The following is an 18,621-nucleotide window of genomic DNA, read 5'->3' on the forward strand; positions in this document are numbered from 1 at the left end:
TCTACGAGATCTCGTCCCCGTCCGGCGCCGATCCTTCGGCGGCGGAGGACTGAACAGCAGCGGGTCGAACAGCACCAGGCCCTTCGGTGAGCAACAGGGTGAACCCGTCTTCGTCCAGGACCGGCACACCCAGTTCGACTGCCTTGTCGTGCTTGCTGCCCGGCGAGTCTCCGACGACGACGAACGCGGTCTTCTTCGACACCGACCCCGCGGCCTTACCGCCGCGCACGAGGATCGCTTCCTTTGCTTGATCGCGTGAATAGTTTTCGAGCGATCCTGTGACGACGATCGACATTCCTTCGAGGTTGCGAACGATGGACTCGTCGCGCTCGTCCTCCATACGCACCCCTGCTGCGCGCCACTTCTCGACGATGGTCCGATGCCAGGGAACGCCGAACCACTCGGCGACCGCTTTCGCGATTGTGCCGCCGACGCCGTCGACCGCAGCGAGCTCCTCCTCGGATGCGTTCTCGATGCGCTCGAGACTGCCGAACTCGCTGGCCAAGGCCCTGCCCGCCGACGGACCGACGTGCCTGATGGACAAGCTCACCAGAACCCGCCATAGAGGCCGGTCTTTCGCCTTGTGCAGGTTGTCCAGCAATCTCCGACCGTTCGCGGACAAGGATCCTGCCTTGGTGCGGAAGATCGAGGTCTTCAGCAGGTCTTCTTCGGTGAGCGAGAAGATGTCACCCTCGTCCAGAACGACCTCGGCCTCGAGGAGGTCCGTGGCAGCCTCGTAGCCGAGGCCCTCGATATCGAATCGACCTCGCTCGGCCACGAAGAACAATCGTTCGCGTCGCTGGCCGGGGCAGAATTGCGAGTTGGGACACCGAAGATCGGCATCACCTTCCTTCGCCGGTGCGAGTCTTGTTCCACATTCGGGGCAATTGACGGGCATGACGAACTCGGTTTCGTCGCCGGTACGGACGTCGACGACGGGCCCCAGGACTTCTGGGATAACTTCACCCGCTTTACGAATGGTGACGGTGTCGCCGATCAGGACACCCTTGCGTTTGACCTCGGAACCGTTGTGCAGAGTAGCCAGCGACACTGTGGATCCGGCGACCAAAACGGGTTCCATGTACGCAAACGGTGTGACACGGCCCGTCCTGCCGACGCTGACCCGAATATCGAGGAGCTTTGTAGTCACCTCCTCGGGCGGGTATTTGTATGCGATCGCCCACCGCGGGGCCCGCGAGGTGGTTCCGAGCCTGCGGTGCAACGACATCTCGTCGATCTTGACCACGAGACCGTCGATTTCGTGTTCCACGTCGTGGCGGTGGTCGTCCCAGTACGCGACGTTCTCGACCACAGCCTCTATTCCCTGGACCCTGACGGTGTGCGAGGACACCGGAAGACCCCACGCCTTCAGCGCCTCGTAGGCGTGCAGCTGAGAATCCGGTGCGAATCCCTCCATACGCCCGAACCCGTGGCAGATCATCCCCAAACGGCGCTTCGACGTCACTGCTGGATTCTTCTGCCGCAACGAGCCCGCGGCAGAGTTGCGGGGGTTGGCGAAAGGAGCTTTGCCTTCTTCTACAAGTGAAGCATTGAGGGCTTGAAAATCCTCCAGCCGGAAGAACACCTCGCCTCGCACTTCGAGCAGAGCGGGGGTCGGGTAGTCGTCGCTGTCGGCGAGCGTGTCCGGAATATCGGAGATGGTACGAGCATTGAGTGTGACGTCCTCACCGGTCCGGCCGTCGCCTCGGGTGGCACCGCGAACGAGCTTCCCGTTCTCGTACACCAAATTGAGCGCGACGCCGTCGATCTTGACCTCGCATAGGTAGTGCAGATCGGGGCCGGTTTCGGCTTCCACTCGTTTGGCCCATGCCCGCAGCTCGTCGTGGTCGAAGACGTTGTCGAGACTGAGCATCCGCTCGAGGTGATCGACCGCCGTGAATTCGGTGGCGAACCCTCCCCCGACCAGCTGCGTCGGTGAGTCGGCCGTGCGGAGTTCGGGGTGACTGTCTTCCAGATCGTTGAGTTCACGCAGCAACCCGTCGAACTCCCCGTCGGAGACGATCGGCGAATCGCGGACGTAGTAGCGAAACTGATGCCCACGGACATCCTCGGCCAGCTTCTGCCAACGATCCCGATCCTCGCTCGATGCGGGAGTTCCGTGCGCAGCGGAACCGGAATCGTCGGTCTTAGCGGGCTGGCTCGTCACAGGCACAGTCGGTTCTTCCACACCTCGAAGATTAACGGAAACCACCGACACTTCTCCTCGGCTCTACAACGAATCAGGCGCGTCCTGAAAAGCGTCTGCGACGTTGCCCGCAAGCTCGAGGGCATGCCTGGACCACTCCGGCGTAGCACCTGCCAATCCGCACGCAGGCGTGACCGATACCTGCGTCGCCAGCACGGACCTCGGAAATCCGAGACGATCGATGAGAGTTACCGCAGGCGCTGCGACCTCACGCCATGTCGGGATCCGCTCGGGAGCGACCGAGGGCACGAGGCCGAGCAGCAGGGTCTTGCCCGCCTGCAGGAATTCCCCGACGGCGTCGAGATCGCCGGCGGTGAGAAGCGCGACGTCGATCGCGGCGGCGTCCGCGTTGCTCCGGCGGATCAGCTCCAGCGGTACGTCTGCGCCGCAGCAGTGGACGACAGTAGGAACTCCCACTCCAACGAGGACCGAATCCAACAGTTCGAGAGCTTCGGGCTCGGGAATTGCCCGTACCGGATCGAGCCTGGTCACTCCGGACAGCGAACCCGCCAGCACCGCAGGCAAACTCGGCTCGTCGAGTTGCACGACGATATCGACACCCAGCCTCGAACGCAGCTCGGCACAGTGCTGCCGTAGCCCTTCGGTGAGTGAACCGGCGAAATCTCGAACAGCACCGCGATCGGTGAGGACACGGTGTGCACTGCGAAGTTCCACCTGAGCTGCCATCGTGAACGGCCCGGCGGCTTGCACCTTGAGTACCCGATGGGTCGCCGCGAACCCGCCGGTCTCCCACAGCTCCTCGAGCACATCGAGGTCGAAGTGCAACAGATCCTCGGCTCGCCGCCCGGCGAGCGACTTACGTTGTGCCACACGGTACCCCGATGTGCGGACATCGAGTTCGACATCCACCATCAGGGCGCCGGTGCGGCCGATCGTATCGGCGCCGAGTCCGCGTGCGGGCAGTTCGACCACATGAGGGAGTGCAGGCAACTCACCCAGGACGATCGACGCAGCCTCCCGGACATCGGTACCCGGCCACGAGCCGAGACCCGTTGTGAGCGAGCTGAAGACGTTACCGCTCACTCGTTCTCGGAACGTGTGCCGGCGATCGTGGAGCTACCGATGACGATGTCGCCATGCATATCTCGGCGGTACAGAACTGCAGCCTGACCCTTGGCGACGCCGGTGAGCGGGCTACGGAGCGTGATCTCCATGCCGCCGTCCGCAGTTGCCTCGGCGACGGCTTCCGTCATCCCGCCGTGCGCACGTACCTGGACGACGCATTCGATCGGCCCGACCGGCACGGATCCTTCGGTCCACACCGCCCGATCCCCGCTGATGCCCCAGACATCGAGCCGCGTCGCCGATCCGACGATGACCGTGCCGCTCTCGGCTTCGATGGCTGTCACGTAGCGCGGCTTGCCGTCCACGGCCGGGCCACCGACACCGAGACCCTTGCGCTGCCCGATGGTGAAGCCGTGCACACCCTCGTGGTCTGCGAGTTCGGCGCCGGTGTCGGCGTCGACGACCTTGCCCGGGCGGATGCCGATCTTGGCACCGAGAAAAGCTCGGGTGTCGCCGGAGGGAATGAAGCAGATGTCGTGACTGTCCGGCTTGTCGGCGACGGCAAGTCCACGCTCGGCCGCTTCCTCGCGGATCTCCGACTTCGGGGTGTCGCCGATGGGGAACAGTGCGCGTGAAAGCTGACTCTGTGTCAGGACCGCGAGTACGTACGACTGATCCTTGTCTGCATCCACCGCCCGACGCAGAACACCATCGTGCAGCTGCGCGTAGTGACCGGTTGCCACAGCGTCGAACCCGAGCGCCAACGCTCGATCAGCGAGAGCAGAGAACTTGATCTTCTCGTTGCAGCGGAGACACGGATTCGGAGTCTCCCCGGCTGCGTAGGACTCGACGAAATCGTCGATGACGTCTTCCTTGAATCGGTCGGCGAAGTCCCACACGTAAAACGGGATGCCGAGCACGTCGGCGGCGCGGCGCGCGTCACCCGCATCTTCCTTGGAGCAGCATCCGCGGGATCCGGTTCTCAGGGTTCCCGGCTCAGCGGACAACGCGAGGTGAACACCGACGACGTCGTGCCCTTCGTCGACAGCCCGAGCCGCCGCAACGGCCGAATCCACTCCGCCGCTCATCGCAGCCAGTACACGCATCAGCGTTGTCCTCCCCGAGCTCCTACGCTCGCCAATCCCGCGGCGCGGGCACGTTCGATTACTTGCGGCAACGCGGCCAGCAGTGCGTCCACATCTGCATCCGTGGACTGCGGTCCCATCGAGAAACGCAGCGAACCGCGGGCGGTCGAGGGATCTGCACCCATTGCGATCAAGACATGGCTTGCGCTGGCGACGCCGGCGGTACACGCCGAACCTGTCGAGCATTCTATCCCTGCCGCATCGAGCAGCATCAACAGGGAATCGCCCTCGCAGCCAGGAAAGGTGAAGTGCGCGATGCCGGGCAGTCTGCCATCGCCCGAGGCGCCGTTGACGACGACCTCCGGGTCGAGCGTTCGGATACCGTCGATCATCTTTTCGCGCAGACGAACCAACTCGCTGCGGCGGGATTCCAGCTCACCGACGGTCTCTTTCAATGCCGCAGCCATGGCCACGACTGACGCCGTGTCGTGGGTTCCGGAACGGATATCGCGCTCGTGTCCGCCGCCGTGCAGCAACGGCACGCACGGCACCGTTCGCCCGAGGAGGAGCGCGCCGACTCCTTGCGGTCCGCCGAACTTGTGCGCCGCGATACTCATGGCGGACAGCCCGCTAGCAGCGAAGTCCACTTTCAGGTGGGGTACAGCCTGGATCGCGTCGCTGTGTATCGGAATGTCGTAGGCACGGGCAACAGCGGCCAGTTCGACGATCGGCATGACCGTGCCGACCTCGTTGTTGGCCCACATGATGGTGATCAGGGCGGTCTCGTGCCCGTGGGCAGCGAGTTCGGATCGGAGTGTGTCGGGATGGACACGCCCGGTCGAGTCCACGGGCAGCCAGGTGACCTCCGCGCCCTCGTGCTCGACGAGCCACTCGACCGCGTCGAGCACGGCATGGTGCTCGACCGAACTTGCGATGATCCTTCTGCGGATCGGATCCGAATCGCGCCGGGCCGCGAATATCCCCTTGACCGCGAGATTGTCACTTTCTGTGCCACCTGAGGTGAAGATCACCTCGGACGGGCGTGCACCGAGGTCGTCCGCGATCGACTCACGCGATTCTTCGACGCGTCGTCGCGCCGCGCGCCCCGAACTGTGCAGGGAGGACGCATTCCCGACCGAGGCGAAGACGGCGGTCATCGCCTCGATAGCGGCGGGCGAGATCGGCGTCGTCGCAGCGTGGTCGAGGTACACCGGTGCACCCGGGGGGTGGGAAGCAGCCGAACTGCGGGCAGAGGGCATAACGCCTCCCAGGATAGCCGGTCACGGAGGGCGCACCGCGCACCGAAAGACGCGCGGTCAGCGAACTGGCGGTAGCCGAGACTCTCCGAGGACCCCCAGCTCGATGCCAGCGTGCACGTCTGGGTTGTGCTGCTCGCCGGATCGTGCCGCACTCTCGCATCGACGGGCCAGATCGCGACGATCACTCCCCGGGGCTTCCGGCGCAACCAGCTCGACATGGGCGACGACACCCTTCAACCGGAAGATTCGGCCGATGGACTGCCCGATCGTCTCGTCGCCGACGAAGCAGGTCGCCGTGGTCTGTGCGTTGTCCGCGTCGACGTACCGCAGCCGAACCGGCTGCACCCATGTCTCGGTATCGACAGCTGCCTGGAACATGGCCGGCCGGAACGATCCGTACGCCTTGCCACACCACGTGGTCGCCTCGGGGAACACCACTACGGTGCCGCCGGCGCGGAGTCGATCAGCCACCTGATCGACGGTGCCGGGAAGAGACCGAAGGTTCCTGCGATGGATCGGCAGGACTTTCATCGCCCGAGCGAGCACACCGAGTACCGGCCAGTCGACCAGATCACCTCGTGCGACGAATGTCGCAGGCCGAAGCGCCGTGAGCACGAGTACGTCCGTCCACGAAACGTGACCGGCTACCAGCAGCGCGCTCTCCTCGGTTCGTGAGCGTTCTCGCGCCGACCGAAGATCGTTCACGACCAGACCGATTCCCACTGCGAACAGCAAGAGACGTGCGCCGAATCTGGTGACCTGCCTGCGGCATCGCGAGGACACCACCCCCACCACGATCAAGATCGGGAGCAAAGCGAATGCAAGCATCGCGACCAGCGCACGGAGTACGACGAACATGCCGGCTACAGCCTCCGATTCACGTGCAATACATCCTGTCCCACATGGGCTCGATGGCATCCATGCGTGATCGATGTCGGGTTCGACGATCTTTGCCGACGTGGACCCGTTCATGCGCCAACTTTCGTCTCGTACGTCAGGGCAGCACTTCGGAGCCGGTCGAGGTATCGGGTGTTGGCTTCGTGCAGACCGAGCAGTGCAACGAAGTCGGCGACGCCGAAGTCCGGGTCGTGTGCCGGTTCTCCGCAGATGACCGCGTTGAGGCGTAGGTAGCCTCGCAGCAGCGGCGGCATCGTCGGACGGGCCGGCGGCGCAAGGTCGTCGAGCGATCGCCCGTCGACTACGACCGGATTGTGCGGAACTGCGCGCTTGTCCTCGGCCGATCCGTGCTTCGCGAGGAGGAAGTCTCGGACGCCACGGACGTTCGCGCCCGGCAATTCTGCAGGGGTTGCCTGCATCGGGACCGAGACGCAGCCCATGACCCATTCAAGGCCGGTGACTTCGAGGTAGTGCAGGATCCCTGCCCACATAAGACCGAGGACAGATCCCGATCGATGGTCGGGATGCACGACCGCTCGTCCCATCTCGACGACGCGAGAGGACGCGGGGTCGAGGGCGGAGAGGTCGAATTCCGTTGCTGTGTAGTAGCCCCCGGCGGCGATGGCGGCGTCGGGCGGAAGCATCCGATAGCACCCGACGAAGTCGTCGGTTTCGTTGTCGCGGACGAGGAGGTGGTCGCAGAAGTAGTCGAAGCGATCGGAGTCGCGACCGTCGGCGGCGCTGGGCAGTGCGAATCCGGGCTCGGAGGAGAACACGTCGAATCGAAGTCGCTGCGCGGCCTCGCGGTGGGCGATGTCGGTGGACAGGACGAGTGAGTACCTGTCGGTGGCGGGAGCGGAGCCTGCGGAGTGACCCGGGAGGGCGGGAGCGGAGCCTGCGGAGTGACCCGGGAGGGCGGGAGCGGAGCCTGCGGAGTGACCCTGGAGGGCGGGAGCGGAGCCTGCGGAGTGACCCGGGAGGGCGGGAGCGGAGCCTGCGGAGTGACCCGGGAGGGCGGGAGCGGAGCCTGCGGTGCTTGCGGTATCAGCGGTCATGACTGAAGTGGTCATGGTGCTGTGTCTAACGGTTCGGAGCGGCGCCAGCGCGTCGGGAGGGTAACGCGTCCGAAGCTGTTGTGTGAACGAAAAGCACGTAGCCCCCGCATCCAGTGGATGCGGGGGCTACGGGAAGTGCGAAAGATCAGCCCTTGTGCTTCTTGACCGCTTCGGTCAACTGCGGCGCGACGTTGAACAGATCGCCCACGATGCCGTAGTCGGCGATCTCGAAGATGGGAGCTTCCTCGTCCTTGTTGACAGCGACGATCGTCTTGGAGGTCTGCATGCCGGCGCGGTGCTGGATGGCACCGGAAATGCCGAGTGCGATGTAGAGCTGCGGCGAGACGGTCTTGCCTGTCTGCCCGACCTGGAACTGGCCCGGGTAGTAACCGGAGTCGACCGCTGCGCGCGAAGCGCCGACGGCTGCACCGAGCGAGTCGGCGAGAGCTTCGACGACGCTGAACTTGTCAGCGCTACCGACGCCTCGTCCACCCGACACAACGACGGTGGCCTCGGTGAGTTCCGGACGGTCGCCACCGACGATCGGGTCGCGCGAGGTGACCTTGGTGACGCCCTCTTCCTGGGCCGGGACCTCGACGGTCTCGCGGGTTCCGGCTCCGGCTTTCGGCTCGGCCTCGACTGCACCCGGACGGAGGGAGATGACGGGGACGTCGCCGTTGGCCTTGGCCTCGACGGTGAATGCTCCACCGAAAATGGAGTAGGTAGCACTTCCGTCGCCGCTGACTGCGATGACGTCGTTGTGCAGACCGGATCCCAGGCGTGCTGCGAGACGACCAGCGACCTCTTTGCCTTCGATGCTGGCGGCTGTGAAGATCGCCGCCGGACTCACTGACTCGGCGAGGGCAGACAGCACGTCGACCTTCGGGGTGATGACGAATCCGTCGATGTCGTCGGACTCGGCGGCGTAGATCTTCTCAGCGCCTGCTTCGGTCAGTGCGTCGGCCAGCTTGTCGGTCGTTCCTGCCGGACCGGTGACGACTGCCGACGGCTCACCGAGAGCCCGAGCCGCGGTGATCAGTTCGGTACTGACCTTCTTCAGTGTTCCTTCGACGTGCTCCACGAGCACGAGTACTTCTGCCATGACTTGCTCTCCTTGCGTGGTCTACGCGGCGTTTCGGGTCACTCCTGCGGTGTGCGCTCCCGCAGGTGGGGCGAGATCAGATGATCTTCTGGCCTACGAGGTAGGTAGCGATCTTGTCGCCGCCGTCGCCCTCGTCGGTAACCCGCTCGCCTGCGGTCTTGGGAGGCTTGGGGGTGGAGGACGTGACGGTCGTTCCTGCGTTCTCGACTCCGACGATGCCGTCCTCGACGCCGATATCGGCGAGCGTGATCGTCTGTACCGTCTTCTTCTTCGCGGCCATGATGCCCTTGAAGGACGGGAAGCGCGGCTCGTTGATCTTCTCGGTGACGCTGACGATCGCGGGCAGCGCTGCTTCGAGACCGAAGATGCCTTCGTCCGTCTCGCGTTCGCCCGAGACCTTGCCCGCATCCACAGTCAGCTTGCGCAGCTGGGTGAGGGCGGGGATCTGCAAGTACTCGGCGATGATCGCGGGCACGGCGCCGGTGCGGCCGTCGGTGGCCTCGTTGCCTGCGATGATCAGGTCGGCAGGCTCGTCGTTCTCGAATGCGACATTGCCGAGAGCAGCGGCGAGTGCGTATGCAGTCTGGATGGCGTCCGAACCGTGGAGCGAAGGGTCGTTCAGGTGGACCGCGCTGTCGGCGCCCATCGAGAGCGCCTTGCGGATCGCGTCGGTTGCGCGGTCGGGGCCTGCTGACAGAACCTTCACCTCGCCGCCCTGAGACTCCTTGATGAGCAGAGCTTCCTCGACAGCGCGCTCGTTGATCTCGTCGAGCACTGCGTCTGCCGCCTCACGGTCGAGCGTGAAGTCGCCGTCGGTGAGCTTGCGCTCGGACCACGTGTCGGGAACCTGCTTGATCAAAACAACGATGTTCGTCATGGGTCTGCGTCGACCTCCTGGTCATGTTCCGCTGATTCGTCGGGGTGAATCGTCTAGCACTTAATGGGTTCTTGCTGTTCTAGGCCCTGCCGTAGATTACCCCAAGTTTAGTTACTGGTGGGTAACTTACCGCAATTCCGATCTGACCATACATCGCACCCTCCTGTCCGGACGCCACCGCCGATAGTTGTGGACCGGGCGAGGCGCTACCCTCTCGTCGGTGAGCGATTCATCATCAGCCGACGCCTCCGTGGAACCGCGGCCCGAGACACTTCCCCTCACCGGGGAGCGCACTGTGCCCGGCATCGCCCAGGAGAACTACTGGTTCCGCCGGCACGAGGTCGTGTACGAGAAGTTGTTGACGCACTGCACCGGGCGCGTAGTTCTGGAAGCTGGATCCGGAGAAGGCTACGGCGCCAACATGATTGCCGACGTTGCCGCATCGGTGACCTGCCTCGACTACGACGCTTCGGCAGCCGACCACGTACGTGGTCGCTACCCGAGGGTCGGCATGCTGCGAGGAAACTTGGCACAGCTTCCGTTCGCCGACAACTCCGTTGATGTCGTCGTCAACTTCCAGGTCATCGAGCACCTCTGGGATCAGGGCCAGTTCCTCGACGAGTGCTTCCGAGTCCTGACGCCAGGAGGAGCGCTGCTGATCAGCACGCCTAACCGGATCACGTTCTCGCCGGGTCGCGACACACCGCTCAACCCTTTCCACACTCGCGAACTGAACGCCGACGAGCTCACCGAACTGCTTGTCGAGAGCAACTTCGTCGTACAGACGATGACGGGTGTGCACCACGGGAGGGTGCTACGCGAACTCGACGCCAAACACGGCGGGTCGTTCATCGATGCTCAGATCGAACGCGCGCTCGCCGGTGAGGACTGGCCTGCGGACCTCACTGCCGACGTCGCCGCGATTTCGACGGCCGACTTCGATATCGACCCGTCCGACATGTACGGCAGCCTCGATCTCGTGGCCATCGCGGTGAAACCGGGCCAACAGTCTGCGCTGAGCGGTTGAGCACGCCTTCACCGACGGTGACCGAACCGGGGATGTTCGCCCTCGTTCTGCACTCTCATCTCCCCTGGCTCGCCAACCACGGCCGGTGGCCGGTCGGCGAAGAGTGGCTGTACCAGTCGTGGGCAGGTTCCTATCTGCCGTTGACAGACATGCTCACGGCGCTCGCCGACGAGGGCCGCACGCACCTACTGACCTTGGGCATCACACCCGTGCTGGCCGCTCAGCTTGACGATCCGCACTGCTTGTCAGGAATGCATCACTGGCTCGCCAACTGGCAGCTTCGCGCGCACGAGGCGACCGATCGTGATCTGTCGAGTCGCGAGCACCGTTCCGCCGCACAGGCTCTCGCCACCTTCGAAACTCGGTGGCGGCACGGCGGATCGCCGGTTCTGCGCCCTCTCGTCGATGCAGGAACCGTCGAAATGCTCGGTGGGCCTCTGGCACATCCGTTCCAGCCGCTCATGGACGAGCGCCTCCGGGAATTCTCCCTGTCCGAGGGCTTGGCCGACGCGCGCATGCGTCTGGGCACGCGACCCGACGGGATCTGGGCGCCGGAGTGTGCCTACGCGCCCGGCATGGAACGAGGTTATGCAGACGCCGGGGTCACCCATTTCATGGTCGACGGCCCCGCGCTACGCGGAGACACGAGCCTGGGAAGACGGGTGCGCGATTCCGACGTTGTCGCCTTCGGTCGCGACCTCGAGGTCAGTTACCGCGTGTGGTCACCGAAGTCCGGCTACCCGGGCCACTCCGCCTACCGGGATTTCCACACCTACGACCACGCAACAGGACTCAAGCACGCGCGAGTGACCGGCCGGGGAGTCGAGTCGGCAGACAAAGCCCCCTACGACCCCGAGGCTGCGTCGGCTGCCGTCGACAAACACGTCACCGATTTCGTCGATACCGTCCGTCGTCGCCTTCGCAGCGAATCGAATCGAATCGGCCGACCCGCACTCGTCGTCGCTGCGTTCGACACCGAACTGTTCGGCCACTGGTGGTTCGAGGGGCCCGTGTGGCTCGAACGGGTGCTGCGCGCGCTCCCCGAAGCGGGTATCGATGTCGGAACACTCGCGGACGCACGCGACAGGGGCTTCGTCGGGGCTCGCGTCGATCTGCCCCTGTCATCGTGGGGCTCCGGCAAGGACTGGCGAGTCTGGAACGGTGAGGCCGTCCAGGACCTCGTCGGTCTCAATGCAGAGGTCACCGCGACGGCACTCGACGCCATCGACAAAAGCCGGGACCATTCCTTCGGCAAGCCCGAATTGCGCAACCGAGTGAACGACCAGATGGTGCGTGAGACACTGAACACAATCGCAAGCGACTGGGCGTTCATGGTCAGCAAGGATTCTGCCGCCGAATATGCACGTCAGCGAGCGCATGTTCACGCGCATGCTCTGCGAGAGATCGCCGATGCGACCGAACGCGGCCACGCCGGCCGCGCGGCCGAACTCGCTGAGCAGTGGAATCGGGCGGATGGCCTCTTCCCAGCGCTCGATGCACGGCGATTGCGCACGGATCGACCGTTCGGAGGGGAGCGCTGAAGTTGAAGGTCTTGATGGTGTCGTGGGAATACCCACCGGTCGTGGTCGGCGGCCTCGGCCGGCATGTCCATCATCTTGCGACCGAATTGGTCCGGTCGGGCCACGAGGTCGTCGTGCTCGCGCGTCGTCCAACCGGGACCGATGCATCGACGCACCCGACCCATCACCGCATCGAGGACGGTGTGCTGGTCGTCGCGGTTGCCGAGGACCCCGCTCACTTCGTCTTCGGCGAGGACATGCTGGCATGGACGCTGGCGATGGGGCACGCCATGGTGCGTGCAGGCATCGCGCTCGGCAAGCCCGGACTCGGTGAGGGATGGACGCCCGACGTCGTTCACGCACACGACTGGCTCGTCGCCCACCCCTCCATCGCGCTGGCGGAGCACTTCGACGTGCCGCTTGTGTCCACGATCCACGCGACCGAGGCAGGCAGGCACAGCGGCTGGATTTCCGGCCCCGTCAACCGGCAGGTGCACTCGATCGAGTGGTGGCTCGCCAACGATTCCGACGCTGTCATCACGTGCTCGGCATCCATGAAGGACGAAGTGACGCGACTGTTCGGCATCCGGGATTCGTCCGTCGCAGTGATCAGGAACGGAATCGATATCCGCACCTGGACTTTCCGACGTCGCGAGCCGCGACAGGAGCCGGCGAAGCTGCTGTACGTGGGGCGACTCGAATACGAGAAGGGCATTCAGGACGCAATAGCCGCGATGCCCCGCATTCGCCGCAGCCACCCTGGCACCACCCTGCACATCGCCGGTGAAGGCACCCAGTTCGGATGGCTGGCTCAATTGGCCCGGACACATCGCGTCGCACGGGCTGTCTCGTTCCTCGGCTCGCTGGATCACACCGAGCTACTCGGCTGGCTGCACGGCGCCGACGCGATCGTCCTGCCCAGTCGGTACGAGCCGTTCGGGATCATTGCTCTGGAAGCTGCGGCGGCCGGAACCCCGCTCGTGGCGTCGACCGCAGGTGGCCTCGGCGAGGCGATCGTCGACGGCGTCACCGGGTTGTCGTTCGAACCGGCCGACGTCGGTGGACTCGCGACCGCAGTCCGACGGGTGCTCGACAACGTGGATGCAGCTCAGGATCGGGCGGAGGCCGCCAGGAAGCGCCTCACCGTCGATTTCGATTGGAAGCATGTCGCCGACGCAACGGCGCAGGTGTACCTCGCGGCCAAGCGGAAAGTTCGATATCCGCTGGCCCGGCCCGTCATCGTCGAACGTGCTCTACCCGAAAGAAGCTGAGTCTCCCCTGGCTGTCTCGGCAGCCTTGAGTGCTTTCTTTCGCTCGATGTCTTCCAGCGCCGCGATGTATTCCGCTCGCTTCGCGGCCCCGGCTTCCCAGTCGGCCTTGCGATTGCGAACGACTTTCGCCGGAGCACCGACTGCGATGCTGTAGTCCGGAATCGTGCCTTTGACCACGGCGTGGGCACCCAGAACACAACCGCGCCCGACGCTTGTCTCGCGAAGGACGGTGACCTTTGCCGCGATCCAGGTATCCGGACCGATCCGTACCGGCCCCTTGACGATTCCCTGGTCCTTGATGGGCGTCGTCACGTCGTCCATCCGATGGTCGAAGTCGCAGATGTAGCACCAGTCCGCGACGAGCGTGGATGCGCCAATCTCGATGTCGAGGTAGGTGTTGACGACGTTGTCCTTCCCGAACACCACCTTGTCGCCGATGCGCAGCGAGCCTTCGTGGCAGCGGATCGCGTTCCCGTCACCGATATGAACCCAACGGCCGATCTCCAACCTCGACAGCTCCGGCGTCGAATGAATCTCGACGTTCTTCCCCAGGAACACCATTCCGCGAAGAATGACGTGAGGGTTCGCTGCCTTGAACCGGGCGAGACGGTAGTACCGGACCAAATACCACGGGGTGTACGCCTTGTTGTGCAGGACCCAGCGCAGTGAGTCGAGTGTGAGGAAGCGCGCCTGATCTTCGTCGCGTCGCCTGGATCCGCGCCACCGTGAACGCAGCGGTGCGTTCCACATGCTCGTCATACCGACACACCCTAATGGGACAGGAGTGGAGCCTGCGGAACGACCCACGCAGCCGGGAGTGGAGCCTGCGGAACGACCCACGCAGCCGGGGAGCCGCTTTCCTGATAGGCGCGGTCGCCGGGATAGTCTTTGTGCTTGACACGTGGGGATCGAGGACGAGGGAGTTACACAAGGTGCTTGGCCGCAGAGCTGGTTTCACGCGTGTGGTCACGCTGGCGACTGTCGCAGCATTGAGCGTCGTTGCGTGTGGGAGCGATGAGGACACCATCGACGCGTTCGCCGCCGGTGGCTGGCCGGTTGCCCACGGTGACGCTCGCAACAGCAGCACCACCGACCTCTCCGGCTTGGCCGATGCATCCCTCGACTGGACGCGTCCGTTGGGGGGCGCTGTCATCGCACCGCTCTCGATCGCGTCGACCGGCCAGATGTTCGTCGGCGCCTACACCGAATCCGGTTGCAACCTCTTCTCGTTCGAGATCGATTCCGGCCGTAAGCGCTGGTGTAACCGCATCGGTCCGTCGGTCGCGACCGCAACGCCGCTCGTGGATTCGGTCGCCAATATCTACGTAGCGGACGACGGTGGGTTCTCCTCGTACAACGATCACGGCCAGCTGCGGTGGCGCACACCTACCTACGGTGTTCCCAGGTCGGCTCAGTTCCTGGGCGATGGAAGCGTTCTCGCGGTCACTCAGTTCGGGCAGATGAACGTCCTGGACACTCAGACTGGTCAGACTGTTGTGCCTATCCATGATCTCGTCGCGCTTCCGGACTTCCTCGCCTCGCCGGATACCGACTTCTTGCCCCCGGATACCGGGCTGGAGGACTGCGCGACCGGATCGCCGGAGTGTGCGGTGCCCGCAACACCCGCCGTCGATCTCGATGCGTCCGAAATTCTCCTCGTTCTGTGGCGCCCCGGTGCCATTGCACCGCAACTGGTGTCGCTGCACTACGACGCTTCGGCTACACCCGCGATCACCGAGACGTGGTCGTCGGATTTGCTTCCTGCCGCTGTGACGTCGAGTCCGGTGCTGTCCAGTGACGGAGATACTGTCTATCTCGCTGACGTCGACGGTCGGCTGAGCGCGTTCGATACCTCGAACGGTTCGGTGAAGTGGACGTTCGGAGCTGGATTCGGAAACGGGGGCACGCCGTCGGTGTCGTCCGACGGGTACATCGTTCCGGTCGGCGGCGATACGGGTATGCGTGCTGTCCGTGACGACGGAGACAGCGCTAGCGTGGCATGGACGCGAGATGACCTGCAGCAGTTGGGAACTCCCGTGCAGACTACGGACAACACGCTCGTGACCGTTACCGGCCGTGGCGATGAGCTGTACCTGACCTCGCTCGATTCCGGCACCGGGGAGACGATCTCGGACCGAGCGCTTCCAGGCGCGGCAGGATTCACCATCGGCACATCGATCGGTCCGGACGGCCAGGTGGTCACCGCGTCCTACCTCGGTGAAATCTTCACCTACGCACCGTGATGCGTTCGGCCCGGTTCTCGTGCCGCACAGATGAAGGCCACGCCTGATCTCTCGATGCGGGTGATGATCACCGACAGTGCAACATCGCCCTTCAACTTCAGGCGCGGTCGGAGTACAGCCGGATCGACATCGATCCCCCGCACCAGGATCTCCACGGATCCACACCCGTGGCTCGTCAACGCTTGGCGCAGCGTCTTCTCCGAAAATTTGATTCTCTCGAGAATCCTGAATCCGTTGACTCCCATGGGCACGGAGTCTCCCGTCAGGTAGGCGATTCGAGGATCCAACTGCCACAACCCGTGCTTGGCCGCGTAGTGGCGCACCAGCCCGGCGCGCACCACGGCACCGTCGGGATCGACGATCCACGAACCCGGATTCGCGGCTTCGATGTCGTCGGGCTCTGCGTCGGTGATCTCGTAGTTCCATCCGTCCGACGTCAACACCGATGCACGCCGACCGACTGTGGAATCGGTGAGACCCGACGACCACAGGCACGCTTCCTTGACGCCGCCGTCCAAGGACACCAATTCGATCTCGCCGTCCCACTCCAGCGCGTCGAAGTCGAGGCCTGGAGCACATTTCACGACGAGATCCCTGCGCGCGTAACTCTCGAGCAGCGCGGGCAGCGGTGGCTCGAGCGCCGCCGGGTCGTAGGTTCGTTTGCCTCCCGAACGTCGTCCTGGGTCGGCGAGCACGACTGTCCCGTGAGAGGTCGGTGTGAGTGCGTCGGCGCGCAGCACGGCTGCGCCGGGAACGTTGAGTGCCGCCATCCGCAGTCGCACAGCGTCCAGATCGCTGCCGATCACCAGACCCGGCGTTCTCGTCAGAGCCGCGAGTTCGGTACCGATGGAGCACGTGACGTCGTGCACGTCGCGTCCCGCCAGACGCTCTGCCCGACGCTCAGCGATGACCGACGGCGTCGCCTGCTGGACAGCATCGTCGGTCAGCAGCCAACTGCCCACATCCGACAGCTTGCTCCGTGCCTTTCGCCGGAGGCTTGTGGTCTCCACCAACGAGGCTGCGCGGTCTCCGAACGACCCTCGCGCCTTCGCAATGTCGGCGAGCATCGAGGCCTTCGTCAGGGGCAGTTCTTCGATCCGGCGTAGTGCAGCGGCACCGACATCGCTGGACAAGTAGTCGATGTCGGTGCCGTCGAACTCGTAGGGCATCTTGTGAGCGGGGAAATCAGTCGGACTTCACTCCGGTGATCATCACGTTGTAGAAGAAGCTGCGTGGAACCACGTGCTCGAGGACGTTCTCGTCCACCCAGCTCAAGGTCTTCCACCCGCCGAACGCGAACCGCGCCCAATTCCAGCCGAGCTTCTCGGCCGGAACCGCCGCCTCGAATGTGCGTACCGGCCAGCCGAGCAACGCAGCTGCAAATTCCTCGGTCTGCGCCTGAACCTGGACGGCCCCGGCGCTGCGGGCGATGTTCTCTAGATCCGTCGGATCGAACGTGTGCAGGTCGACGACGGCTTCGAGCGCTGCAGCGCGTGAGGACTCGTCGAGTTCCTCCTGCGGCTTGCGCCAACTCGCGAGGAACGGCAACTTGGTGGCCCTGGTCGTTGCCTCCCACGTGAGTCGCCCGAGCCACCGCGCATAGAAGTTGCCTACCGTGGTGGGCTCACCGGCGAACACGAATCGTCCGCCGGGCTTGAGCACTCGGAGCACTTCACGCAGTGACTGCTCCACGTCGGGAATGTGGTGCAGCACCGCATGCCCGACAACCAGGTCGAATGTGTTGTCCTCGTACGGGATGGTTTCGGCGTCCGCGACCCGTCCATCTACATCCAAATTCAGGTGCTCGGCGTTGCGAAGCGCGACCTTGACCATGCCGGGTGACAAATCCGTCACCGACCCCTTGTCGGCAACCCCGGCCTGCATGAGATTGAGAAGGAAGAAGCCGGTTCCGCAACCCAACTCCAGTGCGCGCCCATGCGGAAGTGCGTCCTGTGCGCTCGGTTGTCCGCTGACTGCCTGGTCGAAGCGACCACGCGCGTAGTCGATGCAACGCTCGTCGTACGAGATCGACCACTTGTCGTCGTACGTCTCCGCTTCCCAGTCGTGATAGAGCACCTGAGCAAGCTTGGTGTCACTGCGCGCGGCCTCGACCTGCTCGGCGGTGGCGTGCGGATTGGGCGCGGGGTCGCTCGGAGCGTCCGGAACCACGTGCAGGGTGGCGTCGGAGTTACCGTCGTGCGGGCTTGCAGTCATGAGGGCAGCCTACTATCCAGTAGAGAATGAACAAGTTCTAGTTTGTCAGCCGAGATCATTCCCCGACGAACTCGGCCTTGCCCGGTCCGTTGGCGATGAACGATTCCATACCGATGGTGCGATCTTTCGTGGCGAACAACGCGGCGAACTGCTGAGCTTCGATCTTGAGGCCAGTGCCCAGGTCGGCGTCGAGCCCCTGATCGATCGACGCCTTCGCGGCGGCGAGCGCCCGCGAGGCGCCCGTAGTGAACTGCGACGCCCACTTCCGTGCCGCGTTGTACACCTCGTCGGGAGCGACCACCTCGTCGACCAGTCCGATGCGCAGGGCCTCCTCGGCACCGACGAATCGGCCGGTGAACACCATGTCCTTGGCCTTGCTCGGACCCACCAATCGCGCGAGGCGCTGGGTACCACCTCCGCCCGGAATGACGCCCAACAGCACCTCGGGCACCCCGAGCTTCGCGTTGTCCCCGGCGATGCGCCGATCTGCACCCAACGCCACTTCGAGCCCGCCGCCGAGTGCGTATCCGGTGATCGCGGCGACGACCGGCTTCGGTATGCCTGCCAACGAACCGAGCGCGGACTGGAGATCACCGATGATGTCGGTCATCTGAGCCGGCGTCAGCTCGACCATTTCCTTGATGTCCGCTCCCGCTGCGAAGACTTTCTCCCCGCCGTAGACGATGACCGCTCGGACGGCGGAATCGACGGTCGCCGCGCGCGCAGCGGCACGAATCTCCTCCTGGACCTGACGGTTCAACGCATTCATCGGAGGACGGTCCAACCGGATCGTGCCGATGCCGTCTGATACCTCGAGAGTCACGAACTCAGCCATGTTC

General features: G+C 64.4%; 16 protein-coding genes. 4 read left to right on the forward strand and 12 right to left on the reverse strand.

The genetic code is table 11. From position 1 onward, the window contains the following. Position 1: 1 nt before the first annotated feature. From ligA to WDS16_RS12225, 8 genes are all read right to left on the reverse strand, one after another. Positions 2-2,167, reverse strand: coding sequence for an NAD-dependent DNA ligase LigA (ligA, locus tag WDS16_RS12190; protein ID WP_338893395.1), 2,166 nt, complete (start codon positions 2,165-2,167; stop codon positions 2-4). 63 nt (positions 2,168-2,230) lie between these two features. Continuing rightward, complete coding sequence (locus WDS16_RS12195; protein WP_338892893.1) at positions 2,231-3,250, reverse strand: methionine synthase; 1,020 nt, start codon at positions 3,248-3,250, stop codon at positions 2,231-2,233. Next, positions 3,247-4,338, reverse strand: coding sequence for a tRNA 2-thiouridine(34) synthase MnmA (gene mnmA / locus WDS16_RS12200; RefSeq protein ID WP_338892894.1), 1,092 nt, complete (start codon positions 4,336-4,338; stop codon positions 3,247-3,249). Before mnmA ends, WDS16_RS12195 begins: the two co-directional genes overlap by 4 nt. Continuing rightward, on the reverse strand, positions 4,338-5,576 hold the full coding sequence (locus tag WDS16_RS12205) for a cysteine desulfurase family protein (protein ID WP_338892895.1): 1,239 nt from the start codon (positions 5,574-5,576) through the stop codon (positions 4,338-4,340). Before WDS16_RS12205 ends, mnmA begins: the two co-directional genes overlap by 1 nt. 57 nt (positions 5,577-5,633) lie before the next feature. After that, on the reverse strand, positions 5,634-6,548 hold the full coding sequence (locus tag WDS16_RS12210) for a lysophospholipid acyltransferase family protein (RefSeq protein ID WP_338892896.1): 915 nt from the start codon (positions 6,546-6,548) through the stop codon (positions 5,634-5,636). Beyond that, positions 6,545-7,543: a GNAT family N-acetyltransferase gene (locus tag WDS16_RS12215; RefSeq protein ID WP_338892897.1), complete on the reverse strand. Its 999-nt coding sequence runs from the start codon at positions 7,541-7,543 to the stop codon at positions 6,545-6,547. The genes WDS16_RS12210 and WDS16_RS12215 overlap by 4 nt, the downstream gene beginning before the upstream one ends. 130 nt (positions 7,544-7,673) lie before the next feature. Beyond that, a complete protein-coding gene (locus WDS16_RS12220; protein WP_338892898.1) occupies positions 7,674-8,630 on the reverse strand; it encodes an electron transfer flavoprotein subunit alpha/FixB family protein in 957 nt (318 codons plus the stop codon). Positions 8,631-8,706: 76 nt separating this feature from the next. Continuing rightward, positions 8,707-9,507 carry an electron transfer flavoprotein subunit beta/FixA family protein gene (locus WDS16_RS12225; protein WP_338892899.1) on the reverse strand — a complete coding sequence of 267 codons (801 nt, stop codon included), beginning with the start codon at positions 9,505-9,507 and terminating at the stop codon, positions 8,707-8,709. A gap of 220 nt (positions 9,508-9,727) precedes the next feature. On the opposite strand from WDS16_RS12225, the gene WDS16_RS12230 reads away from it, so the two are divergent. From WDS16_RS12230 to WDS16_RS12240, 3 genes are read left to right on the forward strand one after another with little or no spacing between them, the layout of a single operon-like run. Next, the gene (locus WDS16_RS12230) at positions 9,728-10,534 is read left to right on the forward strand and encodes a class I SAM-dependent methyltransferase (RefSeq protein WP_338892900.1); all 807 of its coding nucleotides are present in this window, start codon (positions 9,728-9,730) and stop codon (positions 10,532-10,534) included. A gap of 32 nt (positions 10,535-10,566) precedes the next feature. Beyond that, positions 10,567-12,075 (forward strand): glycoside hydrolase family 57 protein, encoded by a 1,509-nt coding sequence (locus tag WDS16_RS12235; RefSeq protein ID WP_338893397.1) that lies wholly within the window; start codon positions 10,567-10,569, stop codon positions 12,073-12,075. Positions 12,076-12,077: 2 nt separating this feature from the next. Then, on the forward strand, positions 12,078-13,325 hold the full coding sequence (locus tag WDS16_RS12240; RefSeq protein WP_338892901.1) for a glycosyltransferase family 4 protein: 1,248 nt from the start codon (positions 12,078-12,080) through the stop codon (positions 13,323-13,325). On the opposite strand, the gene WDS16_RS12245 is transcribed toward WDS16_RS12240, so the two are convergent. Continuing rightward, a complete protein-coding gene (locus WDS16_RS12245) occupies positions 13,308-14,084 on the reverse strand; it encodes an acyltransferase (protein ID WP_338892902.1) in 777 nt (258 codons plus the stop codon). The genes WDS16_RS12240 and WDS16_RS12245 overlap by 18 nt on opposite strands. Positions 14,085-14,257: 173 nt before the next feature. Here WDS16_RS12245 and WDS16_RS12250 point away from each other — a divergent pair, with 173 nt between their 5' ends. After that, positions 14,258-15,568 carry a PQQ-binding-like beta-propeller repeat protein gene (locus WDS16_RS12250; RefSeq protein ID WP_338892903.1) on the forward strand — a complete coding sequence of 437 codons (1,311 nt, stop codon included), beginning with the start codon at positions 14,258-14,260 and terminating at the stop codon, positions 15,566-15,568. On the opposite strand, the gene WDS16_RS12255 is transcribed toward WDS16_RS12250, so the two are convergent. The 3 genes from WDS16_RS12255 to WDS16_RS12265 are packed head-to-tail and all read right to left on the reverse strand — an operon-like array spanning position 15,556 to position 18,617. Next, complete coding sequence (locus tag WDS16_RS12255) at positions 15,556-16,737, reverse strand: THUMP-like domain-containing protein (protein WP_338892904.1); 1,182 nt, start codon at positions 16,735-16,737, stop codon at positions 15,556-15,558. The genes WDS16_RS12250 and WDS16_RS12255 overlap by 13 nt on opposite strands. Positions 16,738-16,753: 16 nt before the next feature. Beyond that, positions 16,754-17,782, reverse strand: coding sequence for a methyltransferase domain-containing protein (locus WDS16_RS12260; protein ID WP_338892905.1), 1,029 nt, complete (start codon positions 17,780-17,782; stop codon positions 16,754-16,756). A gap of 55 nt (positions 17,783-17,837) precedes the next feature. Beyond that, positions 17,838-18,617: an enoyl-CoA hydratase/isomerase family protein gene (locus WDS16_RS12265; protein ID WP_338892906.1), complete on the reverse strand. Its 780-nt coding sequence runs from the start codon at positions 18,615-18,617 to the stop codon at positions 17,838-17,840. Between the last annotated feature and the right edge of the window lie 4 nt (positions 18,618-18,621).

The organism is Rhodococcus sovatensis, assembly GCF_037327425.1.
GTDB classification, from domain to species: domain Bacteria; phylum Actinomycetota; class Actinomycetes; order Mycobacteriales; family Mycobacteriaceae; genus Rhodococcoides; species Rhodococcoides sovatense.